The following is a 26,175-nucleotide window of genomic DNA, read 5'->3' as shown; positions in this document are numbered from 1 at the left end:
GACCCTCCCACACCCCTGATTTGCGGCGGTTTTCCCCAGAACTTAGGCGTTTTTCTCCACAGCTGTGGATAACCTCTGGGGATATGGATGTGCTTAAGTGGACAAACCGGCCTCCCGAGGTTGTTTTGTGGATAACTGTGGAAAATTCTCTTCCTACGCGCCTCGTATCGCCTTCAAGCACGCGTCTATCAACACAGTTATTCACACTGTTAATAAACAACACGTCTGTAGTTCCCCTGCCCGCATGTGCCCGCTTCGCAGCGTGCGGGCCTCTGCGGTCCAGGGTTGCGCACGCAGTATCCACAACTGTGGATAACTTGTGGGTATCGTCTTGTTGGTAAGTGGATAAGCAACGAGCGCCTACCCTTGCTTTGACGTCACTTTTTCGACAGGAGGGTCCATGACCGCGACCACCAAGCACATATTCCTCGACAAGCAGCATCCCGGTGTGTGGCGGGCGCTTAATGGCCTTGGTCTCAAGGTCAAGGAGGCGGCGCAGGAAGCGGGGATGGAGCCCAGGACGATGGAGCTCCTGCATGTGCGGATCTCACAGCTCAACGGCTGTGCCTACTGCCTTGACCTCCATGTGCGGGATGCGATGCAGGCAGGAGAGTCTCCCCAGCGGCTGGCCGTCCTGCCGGCGTGGCGGGATACCTCACTGTTCACCGAGAAGGAGCGTGCCGCCCTGTCATTGGCTGAGAGCATCACGGCACTGCCCGGCCACCACTCGCAGGAGCAGGAGGAGGCCTTTGCCAGGGAACACCTGACAGAGGAGGAATTCTCCGTGGTCAGCTGGCTGGCGATTGCCATGAACGCCTTCAACCGGGTGTCGATCACCAGCCACCACCCGGTCCGCAAAGAGCGCTGAGCCCGGACGAGGCCTATCCACGTACGTTATCCACAGGTATTCCACACTGTTAATAACTGCTTCCAGAATGCAGGTTTAGCCTCCTGCGCCTCCCCGGCAGGGATCTGCACGCCCGGCAGCCGGTGAAGGGCCCTTGGCTGTGGATAAGGTTGCCAACAGTTGGGGAAACCGCGGAGGGCGCCACGCGGGGGCGCTGGCCCTTGCCATGGGCTCGCTGTGCGGCCAGCGGCGCACTTCCTGGGCCCGTCTGCCCGGCCCCCGGCGTCTCCGTCCTACCTTGCGTCCGGCCAGATTCCCGAGGATCCCCGACGGTGGCTTCCCAGCAAATGGGTGTCCACCATTCCGATGGCTTCCATGAGGGCGAACATGGTGGTGGGACCTACGAAGGCGAAGCCCCTTTTGCGGAGGGCCTTGGAAAGGGCGACGGATTCCGCGGACTGGGTGGGGATGTCCGCATGGGTCCGGGGGCGGGGGGTTGACCCGGGCTGGAACTGCCACACAAAATCCGCCAGGCCGCCGTCCTGCCGCAACGACAGGGTCGCGTGGGCATTGGTGACCGCGGCACGTATCTTCAGCCGGTTCCGGACGATCCCCGCGTCCTGCAGCAGCCGCTCGACGTCGGCCTCCGTAAATTGTGCGACGGCGTCGGGGTTGAAGCCGGCAAAAGCAGCCCGGAACGCTGGGCGCTTGCGGAGGATGGTGGCCCAGGAGAGCCCGGCCTGGAACCCCTCCAGGCATATGCGCTCGTAGAGGCCCTGCTCATCCCTGACGGGCATGCCCCATTCATGGTCGTAGTACTCCCGCAACAGCGGGTCCGAGGACGCCCATGCAGGCCGGGCCAAGCCATCGCTGCCCAGCAGGACGGCGTGATCGTCAGGAGGCATGCGTTTCCCCGGGGGTAAGTTCCGGCCTCACAGCCGTCCAAAAAACCTATGAGCGCCAGCGGGTGGTCATCAGGAATCCGACGATGGCGATACCGAAGCCAGCCACGATGTTCCACGACTCCCATGCCTGGACGGGAAAGCGTCCTTCGCTGATGTAGAACGTGATGATCCAGAACAGGCCGATGATCATGAGGCCGAACATCACGGGCTTGAACCACACCGGGTTCGGCTTGTACGTCTGGGACGAAGCCTGTGGGGCGCTGCTGGCAGTTTTCTTGCGCGGCTTTGACTCGGGCACTGGCTCTCCTTGGCGGGCTGAGGCAAGCTCGGCGTTCCGGGCTTGATATCCTGCAAGAAGGAAATTGCCAGCGGTCTGCGCGATCTTGGTCAAATCTGGATTCTTACTAGCAGCCAATTCTAGCCGTAGTTCATGGGCCGCCGGTGCCCGACGGACCGCCCCAAGGAGAACGCGTGGTGTTGCAGGAAAAGGCGGGCCGAGCCGCTGCGGCGCCTGCCGGCGTCGTAATTCTGCGTGGAGCAGTCCAGGTGGTTGGCGAGCTGCTCATCACCGCCGGCATCGTCCTCCTGTTGTTCGTTGCCTGGCAGCTGTGGTGGACCAACGTCGAATCGGACGCCAGGCAAAGCGAAGTGATCAAGGAATTCGCGCAGGATCTTGGCGGCGCTGCCCCGGCCGCGCCGGCAGCCCCGGATGCTTCTGCACCTGCCGCCGGGGAAGACTTCGGTGAGCCGGTGGTGTCCGCCGCTCCCGGCCACGCCGGCACTATCGGCATTATGTATATCCCGCGGTTCGGAGCGAACTACACCCGGCCCATCGTGGAGGGCACCACCAGCGATGTGCTGGACACCCTGGGGCTGGGGCACTACGGAACCACTGCCATGCCCGGAGCGGTGGGAAATTTCGCCGTTGCCGGGCACCGCCAGACCCACGGCGCCGTCCTGGACAACATCCACACCCTGGTACCCGGGGACAAGATCTATGTCCAGACCAAGGACGGTTATTACGTCTATGTCTTCCGCAACAACCAGATCGTCATGCCATCGCGCACCGACGTCCTGGAACCGGTGCCCACCCTCCCGGGCACTGTCCCCACCGAAAGATACCTGACCATGACAAGCTGCAACCCCCGCTTTGGGGCGGAAGAGCGCATCATTGCCTACTCGCTCCTGGACAGTTGGCGCCCCGCCTCGGCAGGGCCTCCCGCTGAAATCGCGGACCAGGTGGCTGCAGCGATCGGAAAGGGCTGACTATGTACGGCTGGATCTTCCGGCATCTTCCCGGACCCCTCTGGCTGCGGATCTTCACCTCGTTGGTGCTCATTGCGGCGGCACTGGTATTGATGGTTCAGTTCCTTTTCCCCTGGATGTCCGAATACACCCAATTCACCGACTCAACGATTGGTTCAACAAGCCAGTGACCACAACCAAAATCCTCGTGGTGGATAACTACGACAGCTTCGTCTACACCCTGGTGGGCTACCTCCAGGAACTCGGCGCCGAGACCACGGTTGTCCGCAATGACGATGTAACCCTGGCAGAGGCCATTGAACTGGCCAGCACCCGGGACGGTGTGCTCATTTCACCCGGCCCCGGCAACCCCGCTGAAGCCGGGGTATGCATTGAACTGATCAAGTGGTGCGGCGAGAACAGCGTGCCCATGTTCGGCGTATGCCTGGGGCACCAGGCCCTCGCCGAGGCCTTCGGGGGGAAGGTCACCCACGCCCCGGAGTTGATGCACGGCAAGACGTCCCTGGTCCAGCACATTGGCACCAGCGTCTTTTCCGGACTCCCCTCCCCCGTCACCGCCACGCGCTACCACTCGCTGGCAGCCGTCCGCGAATCAATCCCCGACGTCCTGGAAGTCACCGCAGAGACCGCCTCAGGCGTGGTGATGGGGCTCCAGCACCGCACTGCGCCGCTGTGCGGCGTGCAGTTCCACCCGGAATCGGTGCTCACCGAGGGCGGCTACCAGATGCTGGGCAACTGGCTGGAGTCGCTGGGAATGAAGGGCGCGGCCGCCCGGGCAGCCAAATTAAGCCCGCTGATCCAGCACTGACCTGCCTGCTGCCCCGGTCAGTCGTCATCCTTGGTGGAGGTCGGCTTGGGAGTGGGAGTTGGCGTGGGCTCGGGGCTTGGCGGGGGCGGCGGCGGGGCCTTGGCCACCACGATCGTGACGGTCTTGCCCTGCTCCACCGTCGCGTTGACCGGATCGCTCTGATCCGTCACCCTGCCAGCCTCCACCTGGGCATTCTCCACCTCGATCACCGCAGGAACCAGGCTCAGCTCCTTCAGCGCAGCCTCAGCCTCTTCGCGGGTACGTCCCCGCAGTTCCGGAAGCGCCACCTTGCCGGTGGACACAATCAGCTCCACGCTGGTTCCCACGCCCACCATCTGGCCGGGCGCGGGGCTGGTGGTGATCACGATTCCGGCAGGAACCGTGGCGCTGTTGGCCGTGGTGGTTGAGGGGGCTCCAGCCAGGCCGCTTTGACGCAGGATATCCCTGGCCGCTGCTTCTGTCTTCCCTGGCAGGCTTTCGGGAATCATGACGGCGCTGGGGCCCTCGGAGATGTTCAGGACTACCTCCGCGCCCGGATCCATGGATGCGCCGGACTCCGGCTCGGTGCCGATCGCCGTGCCCTTGGGAACGGAATCGTGCTGCGAGCGGACAATCCTGGGCTTGAGGTCCGCGTTGTACAGTTCCTGCAGCGCCGCTGACTCGGTCATGGCAGCCACCACCGGAATCTGGACTTTGGGCACTTCCGGGGCAGGCCGGTTGACGGTGGTGTACAGCCACAGCGCGCCGCCTGCGAGGACCAGCAACGTGAAGACCACAAGGGTCGCGATCCACGCACGACGGCGGGACTTCTGCCGGGGGCTCGGCTCACGTTCCGGCGGGAGGCCAAGCGGCAGCACCCCGGCCTCGTTATGGTCATCTGCAACGGCTGCGAGGGGAATGTTGGCGCCGCTTCCACCGGAAGAGGCGTGCGTTGCGGCCAGCCTGCCGGTGGGAGCATCGTCCAGGAACCCGGCGCCTGTGACACCGAAAGCTTCGGTGGCCGGAGCAGACGGAACGGGGACGTGGTCATTTGGATCGGTCGGCGCTTCGGAGGCCGGCAGCGCCGGTACCGGCACCCCCGACCGGGCAGCGCGGAGGGCACGGCGGAAGGCTGCGGCGTCCTGGAACCTGTCGTCGCGGTTCTTTTGCAGGGCCTTGGACAGCACACTGTCCAGGGCCGGAGTGACGTCCGGATTGAGGGTACTGGCCGGCTCCGGTATTTCGCGGACATGCTGGTAGGCCACCGAGACGGGGCTGTCACCGACGAACGGCGGACGTGACGTGAGCATTTCGTACAGCAGGCAGGCAGCGGAGTAGAGGTCGCTCCGCGCGTCAACGGCTTCGCCGCGGGCCTGCTCGGGAGACAGGTACTGGGCAGTGCCCACCACGGCTTGTGTCTGGGTCATGGTGGCCGAAGAATCCGCGATGGCGCGGGCTATCCCGAAGTCCATCACCTTGACCGAGTTGGTGCTTTCGCAGTACATCACGTTGGCCGGTTTGATGTCCCGGTGGACGATCCCGGCCTTATGGCTGTATTCGAGCGCGCCCAGGACGCCCATGCAGTAGTCGATGGCCTGGCCGATGGTGACGTCGTGGCCGCGGATCAGTTCGCGGAGGGTCTTTCCTTCCACGAACTCCATCACGATGTAGGGCACCCGGACGTCCTCGGAGCCATCGTGGACGAGGTGCTCCCCGGTGTCGTATATGGCGACGATGGAGGAGTGGTTGAGCGCCGCCACCGCCTGTGCCTCGCGCTTGAACCTGGCCTGGAACTGCGGATCACGGGCCAGGTCCGGCCGCAGCAGCTTGATGGCCACCGTCCGCCCCAGGCGGGTATCCACACCGCGGTACACGTCCGCCATGCCGCCGCGCCCGATCAGGCCGCCCAGCTCGTAGCGGCCGCTAAGGACACGGCGGTTATCCACCGGGAGGCTGTCCTCACGGTGCAACGGGGTGCGCGGTGACTCATTCATGGGATGTCCTGGCGGCTACGGGTTGCAGGTTGGGGGCGTGCCCGGCTGCTGGCCGTCCGTGCAGTCGGGCAGTGCTGACTCGACGGTGGGCGCCGCCACCGCCGAGGTGGTGGGTGCCGCCGTAGGAGCCGAAGGTGGAGCTGGAGCTGGGGCGGATGTTGTGGGTTCCGGCTCGGGTGCCACGGCGTAGACGACGGTGATTGCGGTGCCCTCCGGCACTGCTCCCGTCGGGTTCAGTTCGATGACCCTCCCCGGGGCGTCGTCGGTGCTTTCCTGCGGCACAACGGTTACTGCGAGGCCCAAGGCAGCAAGATCCGCCTGCACCTGCCGGTAGTCCTTGCCAAGATAAGCGGCCGGTATCACGTTGACCAGTTCCGGCGTGGGTTCTTGAGTCGCCGTGGGCGTCGAGCGGGTCTGCGTGGGGGTGGCGGACTGGCTTGTCCGGGTGGGGCTGGCGCTGCTCGGCGCCGCGCTGCTTGTGGTCACCGCGGACGTGGGGTCCTCGGAGGGGAAGAGGATTCCCCGCTGGCTGAGGAAGAACCCAACAAGGGCAAACAGAAGCAGAAGGATCAGGGCGATCAGGGGCCAGGTCCAGGGGCTGCGGCCCTTGCGCTGGGGCTCATCGGCGGGCTCGTCGTCGTACGTTGTCTCTTCCGGAACCCACTTGCGCTCCGCGGCGAGGGCGTTGGCCCGGGCCAGCGTCCCCTGGGGGGCGTCGGCATCGGCGGCTGCACCGGCGGCGCCGGCGGCCGCTCCCGCGGCTGCACCCGCAGCACCCGCGCCGAGCACCGGCAATGCGGACGTCCGGCTTGGGGAATCATCCCGCTGCGCGCCGATGACCCCGGTGGGCGCCGTGGCGGTGTCCACCGGAGCCGTGATGGGACCGGTGTCAGCGTCAAAGAGGAGCATCCCAGGGACGGCTGCGCGGGCGGCGCTGATGTCACCGTTGCGGATGGCTTCGGCTGCCTCGGCCAGCTTGATGGCGTTCTCCGGCCGGTCCTTGGGGTCCTTGGCCAGCATGGACATCAGGAGGGCGCGTACCGGGGTGGGCAGTGATTCCGGAAGGGGCGGCGGAGCATCATTGACCTGGGCGAGGGCAATCGCGATCTGGGATTCGCCGGAGAAGGGGCGGTGGCCGGTCAGGCACTCATAGCCGATGACGCCGAGAGCGTAGATGTCCGACGACCCGGTGGCCGTCTGGCCCGTGGCCTGCTCGGGTGCCAGGTATTGCGCGGTGCCCATCACCTGGCCGGTCTGGGTGAGCGGCACCTGGTTGGCGAGGCGGGCAATGCCGAAGTCCGTGACTTTGACCCGTCCGTCAGGGGTGATCAGGAGGTTGCCCGGTTTCACGTCGCGGTGCACCAGGCCCTGGGTGTGGGCAACGGAGAGGGCACGGGCGGTCTGGGCGATGATGGACAGCGTACGGTCCGGCGAGAGGACCTGCTCGTGTTCGATGATGCTGCTCAGCGGCTGGCCTGGCACCAGTTCCATGACCAGGTAGGCGGAACCTTCCTCCTCGCCGTAGTCGAAGACGTTGGCGATGCCCACGTGGTTCAGGAGCGCGGTGTGGCGGGCCTCAGCGCGGAAACGCTGGAGGAATCCGGGATCGCCCGTGTACTCCTCTTTCAGCACCTTGATCGCGACGATGCGGCCCAGGACGAGGTCTTTGGCCTTCCACACCTCGCCCATGCCACCAATCGCGATCCGCGTGGTCAGCTGGAACCGCCCGCCGAGGGTGATTCCGGTTGTAGGCCTCACTTATTCAACACCGCCTCAAAAATTCTCTTCGCGTTCGGACTGGTCAGCTGTGCTCCGGTGGTGATGTCCACGCCTTCCATGACGATCGTGACACCAACCTGCGGGTTGTTTGCGGGGGCAAAACCGGTGAACCACGAGTTGTTGGCTCCGTTGCCGAGCTCGGCCGTTCCTGTTTTTCCTGCCACCTGGACGCCGGGAACCGCCGCCCGATTGGCGATGCCCTCGCTGACCGCACTCACCATCCACTCCGTAATCTGGTTGGCGATCTCCGGGGTGGTGGAGGTCCGCAGCGGCTTTGGCTGCGGTTCATCAATCACCCTGAGGTCCGGGGAGCGCAGGGTTTTGATGAGCGTGGGCTGCATCTGGACGCCGTCATTCGCGATTGCGGCGGTCATCAGCGCCACCTGCAAGGGCGTGGCCCTGACGTCCTTCTGCCCGATGACGGACTGCGCCAGGCCGGGGCCGTCGAGGTCGTCAGGGAAGGTGTTTCCGCTGGCGTAGTCAAGCTTGAGCTGGTCGCCCATGTCCTGGCCGAAACCAAACTTATTGGCCTGTTCGGCAATGGCGTCGCGGCCAAGGTCAAGGGCGATGCTGGCGAAGGGGGTGTTGCAGGACTGCTGGAGCGCGAAGGCGAAGCTGGCTGTGTCCCGCGTGTAGCAGTTGCCGCCCGCGTAGTTGGGCAGGCGGTACTGGATGCCCTCGAACGGCAGCTCCGCGGGGTTGGGGAGTTCACTGTCCTTGTTGTACTTCCCGGATGCCAGAGCCGCTGCGGTATCCACCAGCTTGAACACGGAGCCAGGGGCCAGGAGCTCCCCGGTGGGTCCGCTCACGTTGGGGTTCAGGTTGATCCCGGGCACCTTGACCAGCTCGTTCATGCTGGCATCTGCCGCGGCGAGGTCCTGGGTAGCTACCAGGTTCGGGTCATAGGAGGGTTTGGAGACCATGGCCAGGATGGCTCCCGTCTTGGGGTTGGTAACCACAATGGAGCCACGCTGGCCGTCTGGGATCAGGCTGTAGGCAAGCTGCTGGATTTCAGGATCGATGGTGAGTTCCACGGACGCCCCCTTGGGCTGGTTGCCGAGGAACAGCTGGCCCACCCGGTCCAGGAACAGCTGGTCCGAGTTGCCGGCCAGCTCGGCTCCCATGGACTGCTCCAGGGCGGTGGCGCCAAAGTTCTGTGAGAAGTAGCCGGTAATTCCTGCATAGAGTTCCGGCTGCGGGTACGTGCGCTGGAAGGCACAGGTCTCCGAACCGGTCTCCACGGACTCCGCCACGGGTGTTCCGTCCACGATGATGGCGCCACGATCGTTGCAGAAGCTTTGCAGGACAGCGCGCTGGTTCCAGGGGTTGGCCTTGAGTTCGTCCGCCCCGATCACCTGGACGTAGCTGATGGCACCGAAGATCAGAGCGAACATGGCGATGGCCGCCACCCATGAATGCCGTATTGCCTGGTTCACAGGTGCTTCACCGCCTCGGTAGGAGTATCAATGCCGGGTGCTTCCGAGCCTTTGCCCGGCGGCAGGGGAGTGGTGTCTACGGGGCCGCGTGCCGTATGCGAGATCATCAGGAGCAGGCCAACAATGATCCAGTTAGCCAGCAGGGACGAGCCGCCGGCCGCCAGGAAAGGCGTGGTCAGGCCCGTCAGCGGGATCAGGCGGGTCACGCCACCGATCACCACAAAGCACTGCAGTGCCACGGCGAAGGACAAACCGCAGGCAAGCAGCTTTCCGAAAGCGTCACGTGTGCCCAGGGCGGCGCGGAAGCCACGGGTGAACAGCAGCAGGTACATCAGGACGATGGCGAACAGGCCAATGAGCCCCAACTCCTCGCCCAGGGAAGCGATGATCATGTCGCTGTTGGCGAAGGGAACCAGGTCGGGGCGCCCCTGGCCAAGTCCGGTGCCCACCAGGCCGCCATTGGCCATGCCGAAGAGCCCCTGGATGATTTGCCGGCTTCCACCAGGAAACCGGTCGTAGACCTCGGGTGTGAAGGCATTGAGCCAGCCGTCGATGCGGAGCTGCACGTGGGAGAACACCTGGGCCGCCAGGAATCCGCCGCCGGCGATGAGCGCCAGGCCTATGACTACCCAGCTGATCCGGCTGGTGGCCACGTAGATCATCACAATGAACAGGCCGAAGAACAGGATCGAGGATCCAAGGTCCCGCTGGAAAATCAAGACGCCGATGCTGACCAGCCAGGCGGTGATCATCGGGCCCATGTCCTTGAACCGCGGGAACTGCAGCGGCCCCACCTTCCGGCCCGCCAGCAGGATCAGGTCGCGGTTGGAGGAAAGATAACCAGCGAAGAATATGGCCAGGGTGATCTTGGCGACCTCACCAGGCTGGAAGGTCATGGGGCCAAGGCGGATCCAGACCCTCGCACCAAGGATCTCGCCGGCCGTGATGCCCGGAACCAGGGGCAGGATGAGGAGCAGCGCGCTGGCAGCCAGGGAGATGAAGGTGAAACGGCGAAGGACCCGGTGGTCCTTGAGGAACCAGATGACCGCAATGGCAACAGCCATGGCGATCAGGGTCCAGCGCAGCTGGTTGTTTCCGGTGTCATCACCGGGTGCGTCCAGCCGGTGGATCATGGCGAGCCCGAGCCCGTTTAGTGCCACCACGAGAGGAAGTATTACTGGATCAGCATACTTTGCGCGGAAGCGCAGGACCCCGTGGAACACCAGGGCAGCGACGGCCAGGAGCCCGGACTGGAACCAGAAGTCAGAATCGAAGGCGTTTTCCCGGTCGATCCCCACCAGCATGCTGGCACCGATGCCCACGGCGAGGGCGAGCAGGAGCAGCACCAGTTCGACGTTGCGGCGTGGTTTGGGCATGGTGCTGGGCTGGCTCATTGGACCGCCTCACAGGTGACGGAGGGGCTGGGTGACGGCGACGGGCCGGCTGGCGCGGGAGCTGCCTCCGGGGCTGGAGTTGGAGACTCCGTGGGAGCCGGGGACGGGCTGGTCGCAGCCGGCGAAGGTGAGGGCGGTACGCAGTCCTGCTCAGGAGACGTTGTCCCGGTGAGCTCAAGGTTCTTCACGATCCGCTGCGCGTCGTAGAGGTCATTGGCGGGCACGGTCTGGCGGACGCGCTGCTGTGAAAAGGGCGGCAGCGAATCCATCCGGATCTCCGTAACGGTCTCCAGGCTGGACAGTCCGATGGGTCCAAGGCGCTGCGAAACCCCGTTGAAGATCGCAACCCGGGAATCATGCTCACCTACGTAATACCGGGTCTGTGTCCAGGCATAACCCAGCCACAGCCCTGCGGTCAGGGCAACCAGCACCACGGCGGAAACCGCCCACGTAACCCACCGGCGCGGCTTGAGCGGGACCAGGTTGTCCTCCGGGTCGTTGCCCGGCTGTTCGGCCCTGTGGGTGAGGAGGGTCGCTGCCCGGCGCGCCACAGTACGTCCGGCAATAGTTGGGATGGAGCCGGACTCCGCCGCCGCAGCTGCAGCACCCACAAGTTCGTGAGGCCGGGAGGCAAGTTCCTCCCTGAGTACTTCTGCTGAAAGGTGCTCGCCCAGGTGCGGATCGGTGGAGCCCTCCTGCACGGACGGCGCAGCGCTGGTGTCCTTGCCGCCCGCCGCGTCTTTCGCTTCCTCGGAGTCAGGGTCCCCGTTCCCGGCGGGGGTGGTGCTGCCCTCCGGTGGGGTGCTTTTCCGCGCTGCCGCGGCAGCGGCCAAGGCTGCACCTGTGGAAGGAATGACTTCGACGGCGGCTGTACTGACGTCGTCGGGCGTTTCTTCGACGATTTCCACCATGATGACCGTGACGTTGTCCGGGGAACCGGCTTCCAGGGTCAGGTCCACCAGGGTTTCCACGCATTCGCGGAGGTCCTTGGTTTCCCGCACTGTCCGTTCCACGGCGTGGCCGGCAACGTAGTTCAGCCCGTCGGAGCAAAGCAGCCAGCGGTCTCCCGGCAGTACGTCCAGGGTGTCGAGATCAAGTTCGGGACTGGCGTCGACGTCTCCCAGGACCCGCATCAGGACATTCTTGTGCGGGTGGCTTTCCGCCTCTTCCGGGCGGAGCCTGCCTTCGTCAATGAGCCGCTGGACGAACGTGTGGTCCACGCTCACCTGCTTGAATTCGCCCTTGCGCAGGCGGTAGGCCCGGGAATCACCGATGTGTGCGAAGTGGAGCTTTCCCTCCGCCAGCAGGAGTGCCGTGACCGTGGTGCCCATTCCCGCCAGCTTGGGGTTCTGGTGTACCAGTTCGGACAGCAGCGAGTTGGCAGTCTGGATTTCGTCGGCAAGGACAGTGCCTGCGTCACCGTCGTAGCCGCCGCGGTCCAGGTGGATCATGTCCAGGACGGTGGCGGCGGAGGCGACATCGCCGCCGGCATGGCCGCCCATACCGTCCGCGACAACGGCTAGGTGCCGGCCCGCGTAGGCGGAATCGTCATTCTTGGAGCGGATGCGGCCGACGTCGGAGCGCGCGGCAAAGCGCATGATGAGGGGCCGCTGCGGGGGCTGGTGCCCGTTTGCGGGGGACTGCATTGCGGCCACGGCTATGGCCTCAATTCGATGACCGTCTTGCCGATTCTCACGGGTACCCCTGGCTCAACCGGCAGGGCACGGGTAAGTTGCTGGTCCGCCAGGTACGTTCCGTTCGTTGAGCCGAGATCCTCGATGAACCAGCGGCTTCCTTGGGGGAAAAGCCTGGCATGGCGGCCCGAGGCGTAGTCGTCCTCCAGGACCAGCGTGGCCTCCTGGGCCCGACCCAGGAGGATGGGGCTGGCGGCCAGCGGAAGGGTGGTTCCCTTGAGCGGCCCCTCGATGACAACAAGCTGGTGGGCCTGCTGCTTCACCGGCTGCGGTGCGGCTTCCGCCAGATCAGGATTCTTGCGGACCTGGCGCTGGGTCGGGGCTCCGGAAGCTGCCTTGCGTCCCACCATGAGGTCCCGCCTCATCGCCGAGACGATGCTGAAAATCAGCACCCAAAGGAGCAGGAGGAAGCCAAAGCGCAGGGCCGTGATGGTCAGGTCGCTCATGCGCGGCCGCCAGGGCCGGCAGGCAGAAGGCGGAAGATGATTTTTGTCCGTCCCATAGTGATGGTGGAGCCGTCAGTGAGTTCGGTGCTCCCTGACACCTTCTGCCCGTTGACGTAGCTGCCGTTGGTGGAACCCATGTCCACGGCGCTGGTGACTCCGTTGGCCGTGCGGATTTCCAGGTGGCGGCGCGAAACCCCGGTGTCCTCGACATGGATGTCGGCATCCGACGACCTGCCCAGCACAATCGAGGGCGCGTTCAGGGAGTACCGCTGCCCGTCGATGTCCAGGACGGGCTGGAGCCGGACCGGCTGGCGGCTGGGAGCGGCCGGCACGTTGGACCGCGCCGGGGCGCCGGTGGGGGAACCCTGGGACTTCTCGGTGGAGGAGATGATTTCAAAGTCGCCGGCCCGCAATTCGCTGTCCCGGCGGAAGGAAATCCGCACTGAACCCTGAAGCGTATAGCCCTGGCTGCGAACGTGGTTGATCACCACATCGCACAATTCTTCCGCCAGCGGAGTGCCCCATTCCTGGGCCCTCTTGAAGTCGTCGTCACTGAGCTGGACGTCGAAAACATTGGGTGCCAGGGTGCGGCCGGCCGATACTGTCAGGGCCTTGTGGTCCACCTCGCGGCGGAGCCTACTGGCGATTTCCACGGGTTCAACCTGGGCCCGTGAGCCGGTGGAGAAGACGCCTCGGACAGCCTTTTCAATGCCGCGTTCAACCTTGTCCAGCAGACCCATGATCCTTCTCCTTTCCCCCCGGCTGCGGGGCTGCTTCCGTTCCGGAACTTCACCCGCCGTGCAGTTCACAACTCAGGAGCGTGCGCGCGTGCGGCAGCCACTCCTACATCCGATACTACTGGGCAGGCCTGTGAATGACCTTAATCCACAACGGCCCGCCGCCTGCAAAAGTTCGCTTCCCTGCCGCGGGAAGGCCGGATCCGGCAGCAGTTCCCTGCCTGGACGGGGGCGCGAATGTGCTGGTTCCGCCGGGCCCGGGCAGGCGTGCGGACCCCAATTGGTAATTTCCGTGCAGTGTCCGTTATGCTTGATCTCGCTGCTTTTACAAGGTTGCGGATCCTGGAAACGGGGCCCTGCTGAGTGGAAGAAGTTGCGCGCGAGTGGCGGAACGGCAGACGCGCTGGCTTCAGGTGCCAGTATCCGAAAGGGTGTGGGGGTTCAAATCCCCCCTCGCGCACGCAATTGGAAGAGCCCCGGTCTTAGGACCGGGGCTCTTCTGCGTTCACTGGGTTTACGTAAAGCCGATTGCACCGCTGTTTGGACTTTTCACCCCGGGGTTTCCGGGTGTTATGTCCAAACCCGGGTGCCTCAAGGCCTGGTTCGACGACGGGAGCCGGTTGGTGCCAATGCGGCGGCGATATTCCCGCCCGCTAGGGGCGCGCGGAAGCCTTGAACCGGCGTCGTGAATTTGCCAGGTGGCTGCGCATTGCGGCCGCGGCGGCGGCCTCGTCCCCGTCCGCGATCGCCTCCGAGATGGACCGGTGCTCCTGCACCACCTGGTCAAAGTGGTCCCGGGCGTAGTGTTCGACGCCGGTCATCAGCCGGGTGCGCGGCATCGCGATCATCGTCTGGCCCAGCGCTGCAAGGCAGTCGGAGTAATAGGGGTTGCCGGAGGCGGCGGCCACAGCCCGGTGGAACTCAAAGTCCGACTTCATGGCGTGCGCCGGGTGCCCCGCACTGGCGGTGAACTCCTCAAGGGCTGTGGTGACGGCCCGCAGTTGCCGCTCAGTGTGGTTGCGCGCTGCCAGCGCAGCGGCTTCCGTCTCCACGCCCATGCGGAACTCCAGCAGATGCAGCCGGTCCTCCATCGTGGCTACCGGGCGCGCCCCCGGCCCGGGGGAGGGCCCGTCCGACGGCGGTGTCAGGGCAAAGCTTCCCCGCCCCCGTTCGGTTTCCACCAGTCCCTCGGCCTGGAGCCGGGTCAGTGCGGCCCGCACGACGGTACGGCTGACGCCAAAGTCGCTGATCAGGGTGTTTTCACTGGGAAGCTTCTCGCCCGGCTGGATGACGCCGTCCACAATGCGCGTGCGAAGGTCGGCGGCGAGGTCCGCGGTGAGGTTCCGGGTCATGGCAACTAGGTTACGCGCCGAACTCCACTGATTCGGTGGTCCACGCGCGCGCCTGGTCGCTCAGGGTGATGCCGAGGCCGGGGCGGTCCGGCACGATCATCCGGCCGTTTTTGGTCTCGAGGCGTTCGTTGAACAGCGGATCCAGCCAGTCGAAGTGCTCAACCCAGGGTTCGCGCGGGTAGGCAGCGGCCAGGTGCAGGTGGATCTCCATGGCGAAATGCGGGGCCAGGCCCAGCCCGCGCTCGTCCGCCAGGGCGGCGAGGCGGAGGAACTGGGTAATGCCGCCCACCCGGGGCGCGTCCGGCTGGATGATGTCGCAGCTGTTGGCGTTGATCAGGCCCTTGTGTTCAGCGACGGAGGCGAGCATTTCGCCGGTGGCAATGGGAGTGTCCAGGACCTGCGCCAGGTGCGCGTGGCCCTCGAAGTCGTAGGCGTCGAGGGGTTCTTCAATCCAGATCAGGTTGAACTCTTCGAGCTGGCGTCCCATCCGAAGGGCGGTGGCCCGGTCCCATTGCTGGTTGGCGTCCACCATCAGCGGAACGTCCCAGCCAATATGCTCGCGAACCCCGGCGACACGGCGGAGGTCCTCCTTGCTGTCCGGCAGGCCGACCTTGATCTTAATGCCGCCGATGCCCTCCTCAAGCGACTGCGTGGCGCGGGCCTTGACCTCCTCAAGGCTGGCGTTGAGGAAACCGCCCGAGGTGTTATAGGTCTGCACGGAGTCGCGGTACGTGCCCAGGAACTTGGCCAGCGGCAGGCCGGCACGCTTGGCTTTGAGGTCGTAGAGGGCAATATCAATCGCCGCCAAGGCCTGGGTGGCCACTCCGGAGCGGCCCACCGACGCGCCTGCCCACAGCAGTTTGGTGTAGATCTTCGCGATGTCGTTGGGATCCTCGCCAATGATGCCCGCGGCGACTTCCTTGGCGTGTGCGTACTGCGCCGGACCGCCGGCGCGCTTGGAGTAGCTGAAGCCGACGCCCGTGTGCCCAAGTTCCGTGGTGATTTCAGCGAAGAGGAAGATGACCTCGGTCATGGGCCTCTGGCGTCCCGTGAAGACTTTCGCGTCGCTGATGGGAACAGGGAGGGGCAGGCGGGCGGTGGACAGCTTGACGTGCCGGATCAGGTCGACGGTACTCACGGGTTCTCCTTCGGGCGGGGCCGGGCTCCTTCGCCCGCCCTCTTAGGATATAAGTATGGCACTTGTATTACAAGTGCCATACTGTCTCCGTGTGATCGGCCACTCCCGGCACGCGGCAGGAATAGCGGCGGGCCGGGACGCTGTTGACGCAGGAATGAAGGCAATCACTTACAGCGAATATGGCAGCCCCGACGTTCTTGGGCTTACCGAGCAACCCATGCCGAAAGTGGGGCCTGGAATGGTCCTGGTCAAGGTGAAGGCGGCGTCGGTCAACCCGGTCGACTGGAAAATCATGGCGGGCTACCTGGATGCGGCAATGGACCTGCAGTTCCCGGCGATCCCGGGGTGGGATGTGGCTGGCGTGGTGGAATCCGTGGGAATTGATTCCCGGCAGTTCAAGCCCGGAGACGAAGTGATCTCCTACGGACGCAAAGATTATGTCCATGGCGGCAGCTTTGCCGAATACATTGCCCTTCCGGAGAGGCTCCTGGCGCGAAAGCCGGCAACCCTTGAATGGCACGAGTCGGCGGGGCTTCCCTTGGCGGGTTTGACCGCCTACCAGGTCCTGAACCGCCTGGGCCTCGCGTCCGGCGAAACCGTGCTGATCCACGGCGGAGCCGGCGGTGTGGGATCCCTGGGCATCCAGATTGCCATGGCCCTGGGCGCCGACGTCATTGCGACGGCGTCGGAAAAGAACCACGAATTCCTTCGCTCCCTGGGCGCGCATCCCATCGCCTACGGCGAGGGCCTTGCCGGCCGGGTCAGGTCGCTCCGCCCGGGCGGGGTGGAGGTGGTTGCCGATTTTGTTGGCGGGAACCTTGAGGCCACCCTGGCGGTCCTTGCAGAAGGCGGCAGGCATGCCTCCATTGCCGACAGTGACGTTGAGGAACATGGCGGCGCCTGGATGTGGGTAAGCCCCGTCGGCGCCCAGCTGCAGGAGCTTGCCGACTTGGTGGACGAGAGGAAGATGCGGGTGGAGGTTGCCAAGGTGTTCCCCCTGGCCCAGGCGGCGGATGCATTCCGGCTCAACATGGAGGGGCATACCCGCGGCAAGATTGTTGTGGCAGTGGACCAGTCCGCCTGATTCCTGGGGCGGACGCTACTTCCTGATCGCCCCGAATCCCGTGATCAGGGCCTCGAGTCCGCGATGGAACGCGGTATCGGCCGGGCGGCCCCGTTCCTGCCCGGCCGGCGCGTCCCGGCGCGACGCCGAGCTCCGCACGGCAGCCGTGAAGTAGGGGGTGGACTCCGCCATTGATCCGGATTCGAAGATGTCCTCCGGGGCGGTGACGTCGTAAGCGGAGCCGAAGATGAAGGACTCCAGCGCCACGATGGCGGGAATGATGTGCTCCTGCGGGAACCCGGCGTCGGCGAATCCCTTGCTTACGGTCTCGTACATGGCCAGGGTCTGGGGCGCATCAGTGACGGGCAGGACAGCGATGACTGGAATCAGTGGCGTGTGGGCGGCAAAGACGTCCCGGTAGCTCCAGGCCCACGTGCGGACCCCGGCTTCCCAGGCTCCGGAGCCGAATCCTGAGACGTCAACCAGGGACATCAGGTGGTCCTCCACCAGGAGCAGCACATCCTGCTTGGAGGCTACGTGGTTGTAAAGGGCCGACGGCGCCACGTCCAGTTCCCTGGCCAGCGCGGCCATGGTGAGGCCGTCATACCCCTTGCGGTTGATCAGCTCCAGTGCCGCCGCCGTGATGCCGGCCTTGTCCAGGACGGCGGCGGACGGCCTGCCGGCCCTCCGCCTCTGGGTGCCGGCACTCCCCGAGGGGCGCCCCTGAGTGGCTGATACTGCCGGCATGCCTGCCCTTTCGTTGGTGGTCTCCAGCATTATTCCACCGGGGCCTTCCCGTCCCTGCCAGGACCGGCTATAGTTCTAATAAATGAATGCCGTTCATTTAGTGGTCCCGTCACTTGGCAGGACCAAAGAGAGGACATCATGCAGAACCTGAACCGCGACGTCGTGGTCGTCGGAGCCGGGCCGTCCGGGCTCACCGCAGCCCGTGAACTGAAGAAGGCCGGCCTCACCGTTGCCGTGCTTGAGGCGCGGGACCGCGTGGGCGGCCGCACCTGGACCGGCACGGTTGACGGTGCAATGCTGGAGATCGGCGGCCAGTGGGTCTCGCCGGATCAAACCGTGCTCCTGGAACTCCTGGACGAATTGGGCCTCCAGACGTACCCCAGGTACCGCGAGGGTGAGTCTATGTACATCGGCGCGGACGGGGTCCCTGTGCGCTACGCCGGAGATTCGTTCCCCGTGGACCCTGATACGCAGGCCGAAATGGATAAGCTGACCGCACTGCTGGACGGGCTGGCAGCAGAAATCGGCGCCACCGAGCCGTGGGCGCACCCGAAGGCGCGTGAGCTGGACACTATCTCCTTCCACCACTGGCTGCGGCAGTACTCGTCCAACGAGGAAGCGTGCAACAACATCGGCCTCTTCATTGCCGGCGGCATGCTCACCAAGCCGGCCCACGCTTTTTCCGCCCTGCAGGCCGTGCTGATGGCGGCCTCGGCGGGGTCCTTCACCCACCTCACGGACGAGGACTTCATCCTGGACCGGCGCGTGGTGGGCGGAATGCAGCAGGTGTCCCTGCTGCTCGCGCAGGAGCTGGGCGACGACGTCGTCCTTAATTCCCCGGTGCGCACCATCAACTGGGAGCCGGATGCCGAAGGGCACCGCGTCACCGTGGTCTCGGACGGGGCAACCGTCAACGCACGCTACGTGATTATGGCCGTGCCTCCCAACCTCTACTCACGCGTCTCCTTCAACCCGCCGCTGCCGCGCCGCCAGCACCAGATGCACCAGCACCAGTCACTGGGCCTGGTCATTAAGGTCCACGCCGTCTACAGCCGCCCGTTCTGGCGGAACTCCGGACTGTCCGGCACCTGCTTCGGTGCCGGATCCCTGGTCCAGGAGGTGTACGACAACACCAACTTCGGGGACGCCAGGGGCACCCTGGTGGGGTTCGTCTCGGATGAAAAGGCCGACGCCGTCTTCGAGTTGGGTGCCGAGGAACGCAAGCGCGCCATCCTGGAGTCCATCGCCGGGTTCCTGGGTGCCGAGGCACTGGAGCCCGAGGTCTACTACGAGTCGGACTGGGGTTCGGAGGAATGGACCCGCGGTGCGTATGCCTCCAGTTACGACCTCGGCGGCCTGCACCGCTACGGCAAGGACCAGCACGCCCCGGTGGGCCCCATCTACTGGTCCTCATCGGATCTGGCCGCCGAAGGCTACCAGCACGTTGACGGCGCCATCCGGATGGGCCGGCACACCGCGGCCCGGATCATGGAAGTGGCGCGTGTTGCTGTCCCTGCCGGAGCCTGAGCGGGTTTCAGCGCACGGCGGACAGGACGTCTCGGGCTGGAAAATAAGCATGCTTACCAATAGGCTGGCCGGAGGGGAGTTTCCCCGCAAGCAGACCAACGAGGTGAGATATGACTGACACTGAGAGCATCAGCAAGGTTACGGACATCATCAATGATTCCCGCATCGGAATGTTGACCACCATCAACGAAGAAGGCGCCCTCGTGAGCCGGCCGCTGGCTGTCCAGGAGGTAAAGGACGACGGCGACATGTGGTTCTTCACGGGCCTTGGCACCTCACAGGTGGCCCATGTCCGGGCGGACCCCCGCGTGAACGTCTCCTTCGGCAAGAACACCGAATGGGTTTCCGTCGCTGGAACGGCGCAGGTTGTCACGGACCGGGACAAGATCCGCGAGATGTGGAACCAGGCGGTTGAAGCCTGGTTCCCGGATGGGCCGGATACCCCCGAGGTGTGCCTGCTCCGCATCGACTCGGACTCGGCGGAATACTGGACCAGCCCCGGCGGTACCGCTGCCACGGTGCTCCAGTGGGTCAAGTCCAAGGTCACCAACAGCCGGATGAGCGTCGGCGAGAGCGGCACGGTGGACCTGTAGGGTCTGCCGGCCGGATGGAAGTGCAGGGGCGGGGCGGCTGAGGCCGCCCCGCCCTTGGCGTTGTGCCGTTATCCGGGTTCCACCGCTGAGAGGGCGGCCAGGACCTCCGGCAGCAGCATCTCGTTCCGGCCCCAGACGGGGTCGAAGACCTCCACATACCAGGAGTCGGCGAGCAGCAGCGCCAGGGACTCGTTGGTTTCGTCCGCCCAATCGCGGATCTGTTCCTCATCCACCGGGTTTTCGCTGGAGCCCAGCACCGTGGTGACTTCGGTTCCTGCCAGCGTCACCGGGATTGCGGCGCTGCTGGCCTCGCCGGGGGCGTGGACCACCGTGACCAGTTCCGTGCGGGCGGACAAGCCGATAAGGGCTGAGGCAGCGGCCGCGGAGCAAAACCCCGTCACGTACTGCCGTTGTGCCGCCGGGCCCAGGCGGAGGCCGGGCTGGGACTCCTTGGTGAAGAGACCGTGACGGTTCAACTCCGCTAGGGAGGCCGCGAGTGGCCTGGTTTCACTGTCAAAGCCGGGGGCGAAGGTTCCAGGCTGGTACTGGCTCGCCCCTTCCAGCCAGCGGGCGGTCAGTTCTCCGGCCGCAGCCAGGGTGGTGGCCTGCCGCCAGACGCCGCGGTCCTCAAGCCTCCGGCCGAACTGGTCATGGGTTGGCAACTCCTGGGGATCCATCGTTGGATGCTATCTCCGCAGGGTTCCCTTTTCCATGGCAGGCGAAACAGCGGGTAACGTCTAGGCCTGCTCCGCCGGGACGCCTGCTGCCCGCTCGGCAGCGGCAAGGGTGGTACCCAGGCTGGTGACGGCGTCGGGATATCCCTGGTGGGGCGCGCCACGCAGCTCGTCAGCCTGCCTCATGGCCTTGATGAGGGCTGAGGTTTCGGGGGTCCGGACATCCGTCAGCGCCGGATAGTCAATGGAGCAGGCCGGATCCAGCTCATAGCGCCGCCACCGGGCGATCAGTTCGTCATGCCGCGCCTGCGCTGCAAGGTGGGCGGACTCCAGCGCCCGGAAGTCATGCCGCGCAGTACGCCGCGCGAGATATTTCGGCGTCCAGAGGTAGGCGGCCATGCCGGCGGCAACGCCCGCGCCTCCCAGGAACAGGCCCGTCCACGGCGAGATCAGGGTGGGAATGAGCAGGGCGGGAACAGCAACGGCTGACCCCAGGAACAGGTCCCAGAACAGCTGGTCTGAACGCCCTGTCGGGCCGCTCCCGCCGGCAAGCGCGCGCCGCCGGACCACGAAGATGGTGGCCGCAACGCTGGCAACCAGCACCGGGCCGCAGAGCAGCAGGGCCCAGGCTCCCTGGACCAGTCCTTCGAAGAATCCTTCCCCCATGGCGGACACCCTACTTCCAGCGCATGCCCGGGCCGCGGAATCCCGGGCTGGTCATTCCATTCCACCCCGTTCCCGGGAGCGGGTCAATGGCTCCGCCGCGGTGGGGGACAGTAACTCCCGGTCAGGTCCTGTTTCGGCAGGTGGCAGGCGGGTAGGTTTGCCGTACGGGGACCGGCGCCGCTGCCGTGCCCGATTTCGGGACAGGAGATGGACTGATGGCTCGGATAGACCGGATCGCCGAACCCTGGGGCAGCAGGACCCCGTATCCCAGCGGAGGAATGTGGCCGGTGCGGGTTGACTCGCATCTGGCCGAAGGCGTCGTGCCGGATGATGTTGACCGATGGGTGCAAACGGCCTCCATCCTCCACTCCAACGGCGATGCCATGGATATCGCCGTGAAGGACAACCGGATTGTGGGTGTACGCGGGCGGGCGGAAGACCGCGTCAACCACGGCCGGCTGGGGCCCAAGGACCTTTACGGCTGGCAGGCCAATGCCTCCCCGGACCGGCTGACCAGGCCCCTGGTCCGCGAAAACGGGAAACTGGTCGAGACCGACTGGGATACCGCCATGGGCAGGGTTGTGGCGCAGTCCAGGGCGGTGCTGGCGAAGCAAGGCGCCAGCGGCATCGGCTTCTACACCACGGGACAGCTGTTCGCCGAGGAGTACTACACGCTGGGCACCATCGCCCACGGCGGTATCGGCACCAACCACGTGGATGGCAACACGCGGTTGTGCACCGCCACCGCGGCGGAGGCCCTCAAAGAATCCTTTGGCTGCGACGGTCAGCCCGGCTCCTACACGGACGTGGACCACGCCGACGTGATCGCACTCTACGGGCACAATGTCGCCGAAACCCAGACCGTCCTCTGGAGCCGCATGCTGGACCGGCTGGCCGGGCCCAACCCGCCCAGGCTCATCTGCGTGGACCCGAGACTTACTCCGGTGGCCAAGGCTGCAACGGTCCACCTCGCCCCGCGGCCAGGTACGAACGTTGCCCTGATGAATGCGCTCCTGCACGAGATCATCGCCAACGGCTGGGTGGACCAAGACTACGTCAAGGCCCACACGGTGGGGCTCGAGGAGCTGGAGAAGGAAGTCAAGAAGTACCCGCCGGCGCTCGTCGCCGAAATCTGTGGGGTCCCGGCAGAGAAGATCCAGGAGGCAGCCCGGATCATCGGCCAGGCCGAGCGGCTGCTGTCCACCGTTCTGCAGGGCTTCTACCAGTCGAACCAGGCCACGGCCGCCGCGGTGCAGGTCAACAACATCAACATCATCCGGGGCATGCTGGGCAAGCCCGGCTGCGGGATCCTGCAGATGAACGGCCAGCCGACGGCGGAGAACACGCGGGAGTGCGGCGCCGACGGGGACCTCGCGGCTTTCCGGAACTGGTCCAACGACGCCCACGTCCAGGACCTGGCCCGGGTGTGGAACATCGATCCCATGTCCATCCCGCACTACTCGCCGCCCACCCACGTCATGCAGATGATCCGGTATGTGGAGGAGGGTTCCATCAGGATGCTGTGGGTCAGCGGCACCAACCCGGCTGTATCGCTGCCGGAACTGGCCCGCGTGCGCTCCATCCTGAAGCAGGACCGCCTCTTCCTGGTGGTGCAGGACATCTTCCTGTCCGAGACCGCCCAGCTGGCCGACGTCGTCCTGCCCGCCGCCACCTGGGGCGAGAAAACGGGGACGTTCACCAACGTGGACCGCACGGTGCACCTGTCCGAAAAGGCGGTGGAGCCGCCCGGCGAAGCCCGCCCGGACCTGGACATCTTTCTCGATTACGCCCACCGGATGGACCTGAAGGACAAGGACGGCCAGCCGCTGATCAAGTGGCACGACGCCGAGTCCGCCTTCGAGGCCTGGAAGGAATGCAGCCGCGGCCGCCCCTGCGACTACACCGGCATCACCTACGCCAAGCTCCGCGGCGGTTCCGGCATCCAGTGGCCGTGCAACGACGAAAACCCGGACGGCACGGAACGCATCTATGTGGACGGGAAGTTCTGGGCGCATCCCGAGTATTGCGAAACGTACGGCCGCGACCTGGTCACCGGCGCTCCCGTGGAACCGGAGGAGTACAAGGCCCTGAACCCGGACGGGCGGGCCATCATCAAGGCCGCTGAGTATGTCCCGCCCCACGAGCTGCCCAGCCAGAAGTTCCCGCTGCAGCTCATCACCGGCCGCACCCTCTTCCACTTCCATACCCGCACCAAGACCGCTCGCGCGCCGGAACTGCAGGCGGCGGCCCCGGAGGTGTGGGTTGAGATGTCGGCGCACGACGCCGGCACGTACGGGATTGCCGAAGGTGACGTTGCGGAGGTGGAGACTCCACGGGGGTCGGTACGCGCGCAGGTGCGTGTCGGCGGCATCCTCGAGGGTGTGCTGTTCCTGCCCTTCCACTACGGGTACTGGGACACCGGCGCCGGGCACGAACCAAGTGACATGGGCCGCGCCGCCAACGAGTTGACCATGACCGACTGGGACGCCGCGTCCAAGCAGCCCATCTTCAAGACCGCCGCAGCCCGCATCCGCCGCGTGGGCGCAGGCAAGGGACCGGCGCCGGCGCCGACGAACACGGCGTCCGCACCCGCCGTCGAACTTCCCGGCGCAGGGACCAGGGGCATCCCGACAGCGTTTGCCGAGGAAGACACCACCGCAGGGGAGGAACCGCGATGAAGATCGGACTGGTACTCGGACAGCTGCACCGGGACGAAAACGACCTGGCGCAGGAGCTCTTCCACATCTCCGAACGGCACAAGGTGGACCACGAGATCTACCACCTGGGCCGCGACCTGGCGAAGTGGTCTCAGCAGCACGTCCGTGAGATCGCCGCCATCGCCACCCGGTATGGCCAGGATCTTGACCCCGAGCCGCGGAGCGAAAACACGTTGACGGAGCGGCTCCGGGAAAAGGGCAGCCGACTGATCGGCCGGGAAGGCGAGGCCGGGCTGGTACTCCTGCGGGACCTGCGCGAGGTGTACATCAAAGCCTGCGGAGTGTCCGCGGACTGGGAACTGCTGGCGCAGGCGGCTCAGGGGATCAAGCACACGGACCTGCTGGAGGTGGCCCAGCGCTGCCATCCGCAGAACCTCCGGCAGATGAAGTGGGCCAACGGGAAGCTCAAGGAATCCGCAACCCAGGTCCTGGTGAGTTGAGGGGGGTATGTTGGGGTCCATGAGACTCAAAATGTGCAGCATCCACGTCAAGGACCCCGCCGCCGCCCACGCCTTCTACACAGGAACCCTGGGCTTCGAGACGCTGATGGCCATGCCCGAGCACAACCTGTACATCATCAAGGACCCGGGCTCGGACGCCGGTTCAGTGGGGCTGCTCCTGGAGCCCAGCGACAACCCGATCGGCGCCGCCTACATGAACGCCGTGCACGACGCCGGCCTCCCGGCTATCGTCTTCGGCGTGCCGGACGTGCGCGCGGAGTACGAGCGGCTGGTAGCGGCGGGGGTCAGTTTCAAGGGCGAACCGGCTGAGGACCCGTCCGGGATCAGCGCGGTGTTCGACGACGGCTGCGGCAACTTCATCCAGCTGCACCAGGACTGAGGGGTCCGCGAACAAGCCCCTGATGAGACCGGGTCGGGCCTACTCGGCTTTGGCGCGGGCCTTCTTGGCGTCCTTCTTCGCGGATTCTTCCTTGACGCGCTGCGCCTCGGCCCGGACGGCGGCGTGCGTTGCCCGCTCAGTGACCAGCCACTGCGGGGGCGCCTGCAGCAGCGCGGTGATCTCCGCCGTCGTCAGCGCTTCCTCCACGCCGCCGCGCGCCAGGCCGCTGATGGAAACGTTCAGTTTCTGGGCCACCACCGGGCGGGGGTGCGGGCCGTTGTGGCGGAGCTCGGCAAGCCACTCCGGCGGGTTGGCCTGCAGTTCGGCGAACTCGGCGCGGGTGATGGTTGAATCCTGGAACTCCTGGGGTGTTGCGGGCAGGTAGATGCCAAGTTTCTTGGCAACAGTGGCCGGCTTCATGGACTGGGAGTTTGCAGAGGTCATGCTTCAAGGGTATCCGGGCGGACGGTACTGTGAAGACGTGCCCTCCCACGACATCCCCCAGACAACCAGTCCCGGTGACCAGGACCAGCCTGCCGGGCAGGCGGACGACGCCGCGCCCCGCACGCTCCGCATCGCGTATGTGGCCGGGGTAACCCCGGGCAAATGGATCCGGCGGTGGGAAGAGCGGATGCCGGACGTTCCGTTGCAGGCGTTCATGTCCGACGACGGCGCCCAGGTTGCGGTGCTCCGCGAGGGTTCCGCGGACCTCAGCTTCGTCCGGCTCCCCGTGGAGCGCGAAGGCCTCAGCGTCATTCCGCTGTACGACGAGCAGCCGGTGGTGGTGGCACCCAAGGGGCACGAGATTTCCGTATTCGAGGAGGTGGCCCTGGCGGACCTGGAACAGGAATCCTTCCTCGACGTGGCTGCACTCGGAGGCCCGGAGGCCGCCCTGCAGGTGGTGGCCACGGGCGCCGGGCTGGCCATCCTCCCCATGTCCGTTGCCCGGCACTTCAACGTCAAGGACACGGTGGCGCGGCGGCTCACCGGCGCTCCGGGCACGGAAATCGCCGTGGCGTGGGCCTCGGATTCAACTGATGAAGTAATTGAGGAGTTCATCGGGATTGTCCGCGGACGGACGGCGCAGAGCTCCCGGCAGCCCTCGGCCCAGCCGGTGAAAACCAAAAAGGAACCCAAACCGGACCGCCGGGGCACCGGAGCCAAGAAGGCGCCCAAGGTTGCCCAACGGTACGCCCCGAACCCGGACAAGGGGCGGGGCAAGGGCTCACGGAAGAAGGGCAAACGCTAGCTGGTTCGTGCCCGGACATTTAGTGCCGGACGCTTGGTGCTGTCGGCTTAGTTCCCATGCTTTATGGCGGCTAAAGCCAGCGCGTGCCGCACAAGCAGGAATAACAGCGTTAACGGCAACAGGCCGGCTCCAAACGGAGCCGGCCTGTTGCCTGGATATTCCTAGGTGCTCCTAGGTGTTTTTGACGTGGCCTGCGGCGTCGGTGGCGTGGTCTTTGACGTCGGTGGCGGCGTGCTGGCCTTCGGTTTTGACGTTCTGGGCGGCGTCGGTGGCGGTGGCCTTGACGTTTTCCATGGCTTCCTGGGCTGGTTCCTTGAGGTCCTG

25 protein-coding genes and 1 tRNA gene are annotated in these 26,175 nt (G+C 65.6%); 11 read left to right on the top strand and 15 right to left on the bottom strand.

Going from position 1 to position 26,175, the window contains the following annotated elements:
* Positions 1-400: 400 nt before the first annotated feature.
* A complete protein-coding gene (locus tag ACIQF4_RS17060; protein WP_400517308.1) occupies positions 401-868 on the top strand; it encodes a carboxymuconolactone decarboxylase family protein in 468 nt (155 codons plus the stop codon).
* A gap of 272 nt (positions 869-1,140) precedes the next feature.
* Here ACIQF4_RS17060 and ACIQF4_RS17055 read toward each other — a convergent pair whose 3' ends face one another.
* Entirely contained in the window at positions 1,141-1,752 is a 612-nt protein-coding gene (locus ACIQF4_RS17055) for a DNA-3-methyladenine glycosylase I (protein WP_400517307.1), read from the bottom strand.
* A gap of 46 nt (positions 1,753-1,798) precedes the next feature.
* Positions 1,799-2,050, bottom strand: a complete 252-nt coding sequence (locus ACIQF4_RS17050; protein WP_350004148.1) for a cell division protein CrgA — start codon at positions 2,048-2,050, stop codon at positions 1,799-1,801.
* Positions 2,051-2,223: 173 nt separating this feature from the next.
* On the opposite strand from ACIQF4_RS17050, the gene ACIQF4_RS17045 reads away from it, so the two are divergent.
* A complete protein-coding gene (locus ACIQF4_RS17045) occupies positions 2,224-3,018 on the top strand; it encodes a class E sortase (protein ID WP_350004149.1) in 795 nt (264 codons plus the stop codon).
* A gap of 166 nt (positions 3,019-3,184) precedes the next feature.
* The gene (locus ACIQF4_RS17040) at positions 3,185-3,826 is read left to right on the top strand and encodes a glutamine amidotransferase-related protein (RefSeq protein ID WP_350004150.1); all 642 of its coding nucleotides are present in this window, start codon (positions 3,185-3,187) and stop codon (positions 3,824-3,826) included.
* A gap of 17 nt (positions 3,827-3,843) precedes the next feature.
* Here the strand turns inward: ACIQF4_RS17040 and pknB are convergent, their stop codons facing one another.
* From pknB to ACIQF4_RS17005, 7 genes are read right to left on the bottom strand one after another with little or no spacing between them, the layout of a single operon-like run.
* Positions 3,844-5,799: a Stk1 family PASTA domain-containing Ser/Thr kinase gene (gene pknB / locus ACIQF4_RS17035; RefSeq protein ID WP_400517306.1), complete on the bottom strand. Its 1,956-nt coding sequence runs from the start codon at positions 5,797-5,799 to the stop codon at positions 3,844-3,846.
* A 15-nt stretch (positions 5,800-5,814) separates the two neighbouring features.
* Entirely contained in the window at positions 5,815-7,557 is a 1,743-nt protein-coding gene (locus ACIQF4_RS17030) for a protein kinase (RefSeq protein ID WP_400517305.1), read from the bottom strand.
* Positions 7,554-9,014: a penicillin-binding protein 2 gene (locus tag ACIQF4_RS17025; RefSeq protein ID WP_350004153.1), complete on the bottom strand. Its 1,461-nt coding sequence runs from the start codon at positions 9,012-9,014 to the stop codon at positions 7,554-7,556. The genes ACIQF4_RS17030 and ACIQF4_RS17025 overlap by 4 nt, the downstream gene beginning before the upstream one ends.
* The gene (locus ACIQF4_RS17020; RefSeq protein WP_350004154.1) at positions 9,011-10,408 is read right to left on the bottom strand and encodes an FtsW/RodA/SpoVE family cell cycle protein; all 1,398 of its coding nucleotides are present in this window, start codon (positions 10,406-10,408) and stop codon (positions 9,011-9,013) included. The genes ACIQF4_RS17025 and ACIQF4_RS17020 overlap by 4 nt, the downstream gene beginning before the upstream one ends.
* Positions 10,405-12,054, bottom strand: coding sequence for a PP2C family protein-serine/threonine phosphatase (locus ACIQF4_RS17015; RefSeq protein ID WP_400517320.1), 1,650 nt, complete (start codon positions 12,052-12,054; stop codon positions 10,405-10,407). Before ACIQF4_RS17015 ends, ACIQF4_RS17020 begins: the two co-directional genes overlap by 4 nt.
* 11 nt (positions 12,055-12,065) lie before the next feature.
* Entirely contained in the window at positions 12,066-12,548 is a 483-nt protein-coding gene (locus tag ACIQF4_RS17010; RefSeq protein WP_350004155.1) for an FHA domain-containing protein, read from the bottom strand.
* Positions 12,545-13,288, bottom strand: a complete 744-nt coding sequence (locus ACIQF4_RS17005; protein ID WP_350004156.1) for a DUF3662 and FHA domain-containing protein — start codon at positions 13,286-13,288, stop codon at positions 12,545-12,547. Before ACIQF4_RS17005 ends, ACIQF4_RS17010 begins: the two co-directional genes overlap by 4 nt.
* 374 nt (positions 13,289-13,662) lie before the next feature.
* Between ACIQF4_RS17005 and ACIQF4_RS17000 the strand changes: the two genes are divergently transcribed.
* A tRNA-Leu gene (locus ACIQF4_RS17000) sits at positions 13,663-13,745 on the top strand.
* 193 nt (positions 13,746-13,938) lie between these two features.
* On the opposite strand, the gene ACIQF4_RS16995 is transcribed toward ACIQF4_RS17000, so the two are convergent.
* Together ACIQF4_RS16995 and ACIQF4_RS16990 are read right to left on the bottom strand one after the other, a co-directional pair.
* Positions 13,939-14,637, bottom strand: coding sequence for a FadR/GntR family transcriptional regulator (locus tag ACIQF4_RS16995; protein WP_400517304.1), 699 nt, complete (start codon positions 14,635-14,637; stop codon positions 13,939-13,941).
* Positions 14,638-14,647: 10 nt separating this feature from the next.
* A complete protein-coding gene (locus ACIQF4_RS16990) occupies positions 14,648-15,775 on the bottom strand; it encodes a mandelate racemase/muconate lactonizing enzyme family protein (protein WP_400517303.1) in 1,128 nt (375 codons plus the stop codon).
* Positions 15,776-15,929: 154 nt separating this feature from the next.
* Between ACIQF4_RS16990 and ACIQF4_RS16985 the strand changes: the two genes are divergently transcribed.
* On the top strand, positions 15,930-16,859 hold the full coding sequence (locus ACIQF4_RS16985) for an NADP-dependent oxidoreductase (RefSeq protein WP_350004246.1): 930 nt from the start codon (positions 15,930-15,932) through the stop codon (positions 16,857-16,859).
* Between the two features lie 15 nt (positions 16,860-16,874).
* On the opposite strand, the gene ACIQF4_RS16980 is transcribed toward ACIQF4_RS16985, so the two are convergent.
* The gene (locus ACIQF4_RS16980) at positions 16,875-17,585 is read right to left on the bottom strand and encodes a TetR/AcrR family transcriptional regulator (protein WP_350004158.1); all 711 of its coding nucleotides are present in this window, start codon (positions 17,583-17,585) and stop codon (positions 16,875-16,877) included.
* Positions 17,586-17,723: 138 nt separating this feature from the next.
* Between ACIQF4_RS16980 and ACIQF4_RS16975 the strand changes: the two genes are divergently transcribed.
* Both ACIQF4_RS16975 and ACIQF4_RS16970 read left to right on the top strand, forming a co-directional pair.
* Positions 17,724-19,112 (top strand): flavin monoamine oxidase family protein, encoded by a 1,389-nt coding sequence (locus ACIQF4_RS16975; protein WP_400517302.1) that lies wholly within the window; start codon positions 17,724-17,726, stop codon positions 19,110-19,112.
* A 110-nt stretch (positions 19,113-19,222) separates the two neighbouring features.
* Positions 19,223-19,705, top strand: coding sequence for a pyridoxamine 5'-phosphate oxidase family protein (locus tag ACIQF4_RS16970; RefSeq protein WP_350004160.1), 483 nt, complete (start codon positions 19,223-19,225; stop codon positions 19,703-19,705).
* A gap of 68 nt (positions 19,706-19,773) precedes the next feature.
* Here ACIQF4_RS16970 and ACIQF4_RS16965 read toward each other — a convergent pair whose 3' ends face one another.
* Together ACIQF4_RS16965 and ACIQF4_RS16960 are read right to left on the bottom strand one after the other, a co-directional pair.
* Positions 19,774-20,382 carry a DUF6919 domain-containing protein gene (locus ACIQF4_RS16965; RefSeq protein WP_400517301.1) on the bottom strand — a complete coding sequence of 203 codons (609 nt, stop codon included), beginning with the start codon at positions 20,380-20,382 and terminating at the stop codon, positions 19,774-19,776.
* 60 nt (positions 20,383-20,442) lie between these two features.
* Positions 20,443-21,045, bottom strand: coding sequence for a hypothetical protein (locus tag ACIQF4_RS16960; RefSeq protein WP_400517300.1), 603 nt, complete (start codon positions 21,043-21,045; stop codon positions 20,443-20,445).
* A gap of 215 nt (positions 21,046-21,260) precedes the next feature.
* Here ACIQF4_RS16960 and ACIQF4_RS16955 point away from each other — a divergent pair, with 215 nt between their 5' ends.
* Genes ACIQF4_RS16955 through ACIQF4_RS16945 form a run of 3 tightly spaced genes read left to right on the top strand, consistent with a single transcriptional unit; the run spans position 21,261 to position 24,602 of the window.
* The gene (locus ACIQF4_RS16955; RefSeq protein WP_400517299.1) at positions 21,261-23,723 is read left to right on the top strand and encodes a molybdopterin oxidoreductase family protein; all 2,463 of its coding nucleotides are present in this window, start codon (positions 21,261-21,263) and stop codon (positions 23,721-23,723) included.
* A complete protein-coding gene (locus ACIQF4_RS16950) occupies positions 23,720-24,202 on the top strand; it encodes a hypothetical protein (RefSeq protein WP_400517298.1) in 483 nt (160 codons plus the stop codon). The genes ACIQF4_RS16955 and ACIQF4_RS16950 overlap by 4 nt, the downstream gene beginning before the upstream one ends.
* A 19-nt stretch (positions 24,203-24,221) precedes the next feature.
* On the top strand, positions 24,222-24,602 hold the full coding sequence (locus ACIQF4_RS16945) for a VOC family protein (protein ID WP_231457652.1): 381 nt from the start codon (positions 24,222-24,224) through the stop codon (positions 24,600-24,602).
* A 39-nt stretch (positions 24,603-24,641) separates the two neighbouring features.
* Here ACIQF4_RS16945 and ACIQF4_RS16940 read toward each other — a convergent pair whose 3' ends face one another.
* Entirely contained in the window at positions 24,642-25,046 is a 405-nt protein-coding gene (locus ACIQF4_RS16940) for a DUF5997 family protein (RefSeq protein ID WP_400517297.1), read from the bottom strand.
* Between ACIQF4_RS16940 and ACIQF4_RS16935 the strand changes: the two genes are divergently transcribed.
* Positions 25,045-25,851: a LysR family substrate-binding domain-containing protein gene (locus ACIQF4_RS16935; protein WP_400517319.1), complete on the top strand. Its 807-nt coding sequence runs from the start codon at positions 25,045-25,047 to the stop codon at positions 25,849-25,851. The genes ACIQF4_RS16940 and ACIQF4_RS16935 overlap by 2 nt on opposite strands.
* Positions 25,852-26,175 lie beyond the last annotated feature (324 nt).

The organism is Pseudarthrobacter sp. NPDC092202 (assembly GCF_044755505.1).
GTDB lineage: Bacteria > Actinomycetota > Actinomycetes > Actinomycetales > Micrococcaceae > Arthrobacter.
The sequence above is the reverse complement of the archived record's forward strand: the minus strand, read 5'-3'. Positions and strand labels throughout refer to the sequence as shown.

Coding starts and splice junctions, on each gene's coding strand:
- ACIQF4_RS17060 (WP_400517308.1), top strand. CDS start 401: ATGACCGCGACCACCAAGCACATATTCCTCGACAAGCAGCATCCCGGT.
- ACIQF4_RS17055 (WP_400517307.1), bottom strand. CDS start 1,752: ATGCCTCCTGACGATCACGCCGTCCTGCTGGGCAGCGATGGCTTGGCC.
- pknB (WP_400517306.1), bottom strand. CDS start 5,799: ATGAATGAGTCACCGCGCACCCCGTTGCACCGTGAGGACAGCCTCCCG.
- ACIQF4_RS17020 (WP_350004154.1), bottom strand. CDS start 10,408: ATGAGCCAGCCCAGCACCATGCCCAAACCACGCCGCAACGTCGAACTG.
- ACIQF4_RS17015 (WP_400517320.1), bottom strand. CDS start 12,054: ATGCAGTCCCCCGCAAACGGGCACCAGCCCCCGCAGCGGCCCCTCATC.
- ACIQF4_RS17010 (WP_350004155.1), bottom strand. CDS start 12,548: ATGAGCGACCTGACCATCACGGCCCTGCGCTTTGGCTTCCTCCTGCTC.
- ACIQF4_RS17005 (WP_350004156.1), bottom strand. CDS start 13,288: ATGGGTCTGCTGGACAAGGTTGAACGCGGCATTGAAAAGGCTGTCCGA.
- ACIQF4_RS16995 (WP_400517304.1), bottom strand. CDS start 14,637: ATGACCCGGAACCTCACCGCGGACCTCGCCGCCGACCTTCGCACGCGC.
- ACIQF4_RS16985 (WP_350004246.1), top strand. CDS start 15,930: ATGAAGGCAATCACTTACAGCGAATATGGCAGCCCCGACGTTCTTGGG.
- ACIQF4_RS16980 (WP_350004158.1), bottom strand. CDS start 17,585: ATGCCGGCAGTATCAGCCACTCAGGGGCGCCCCTCGGGGAGTGCCGGC.
- ACIQF4_RS16975 (WP_400517302.1), top strand. CDS start 17,724: ATGCAGAACCTGAACCGCGACGTCGTGGTCGTCGGAGCCGGGCCGTCC.
- ACIQF4_RS16970 (WP_350004160.1), top strand. CDS start 19,223: ATGACTGACACTGAGAGCATCAGCAAGGTTACGGACATCATCAATGAT.
- ACIQF4_RS16965 (WP_400517301.1), bottom strand. CDS start 20,382: ATGGATCCCCAGGAGTTGCCAACCCATGACCAGTTCGGCCGGAGGCTT.
- ACIQF4_RS16960 (WP_400517300.1), bottom strand. CDS start 21,045: ATGGGGGAAGGATTCTTCGAAGGACTGGTCCAGGGAGCCTGGGCCCTG.
- ACIQF4_RS16955 (WP_400517299.1), top strand. CDS start 21,261: ATGGCTCGGATAGACCGGATCGCCGAACCCTGGGGCAGCAGGACCCCG.
- ACIQF4_RS16950 (WP_400517298.1), top strand. CDS start 23,720: ATGAAGATCGGACTGGTACTCGGACAGCTGCACCGGGACGAAAACGAC.
- ACIQF4_RS16945 (WP_231457652.1), top strand. CDS start 24,222: ATGAGACTCAAAATGTGCAGCATCCACGTCAAGGACCCCGCCGCCGCC.
- ACIQF4_RS16935 (WP_400517319.1), top strand. CDS start 25,045: ATGCTTCAAGGGTATCCGGGCGGACGGTACTGTGAAGACGTGCCCTCC.
- ACIQF4_RS16940 (WP_400517297.1), bottom strand. CDS start 25,046: ATGACCTCTGCAAACTCCCAGTCCATGAAGCCGGCCACTGTTGCCAAG.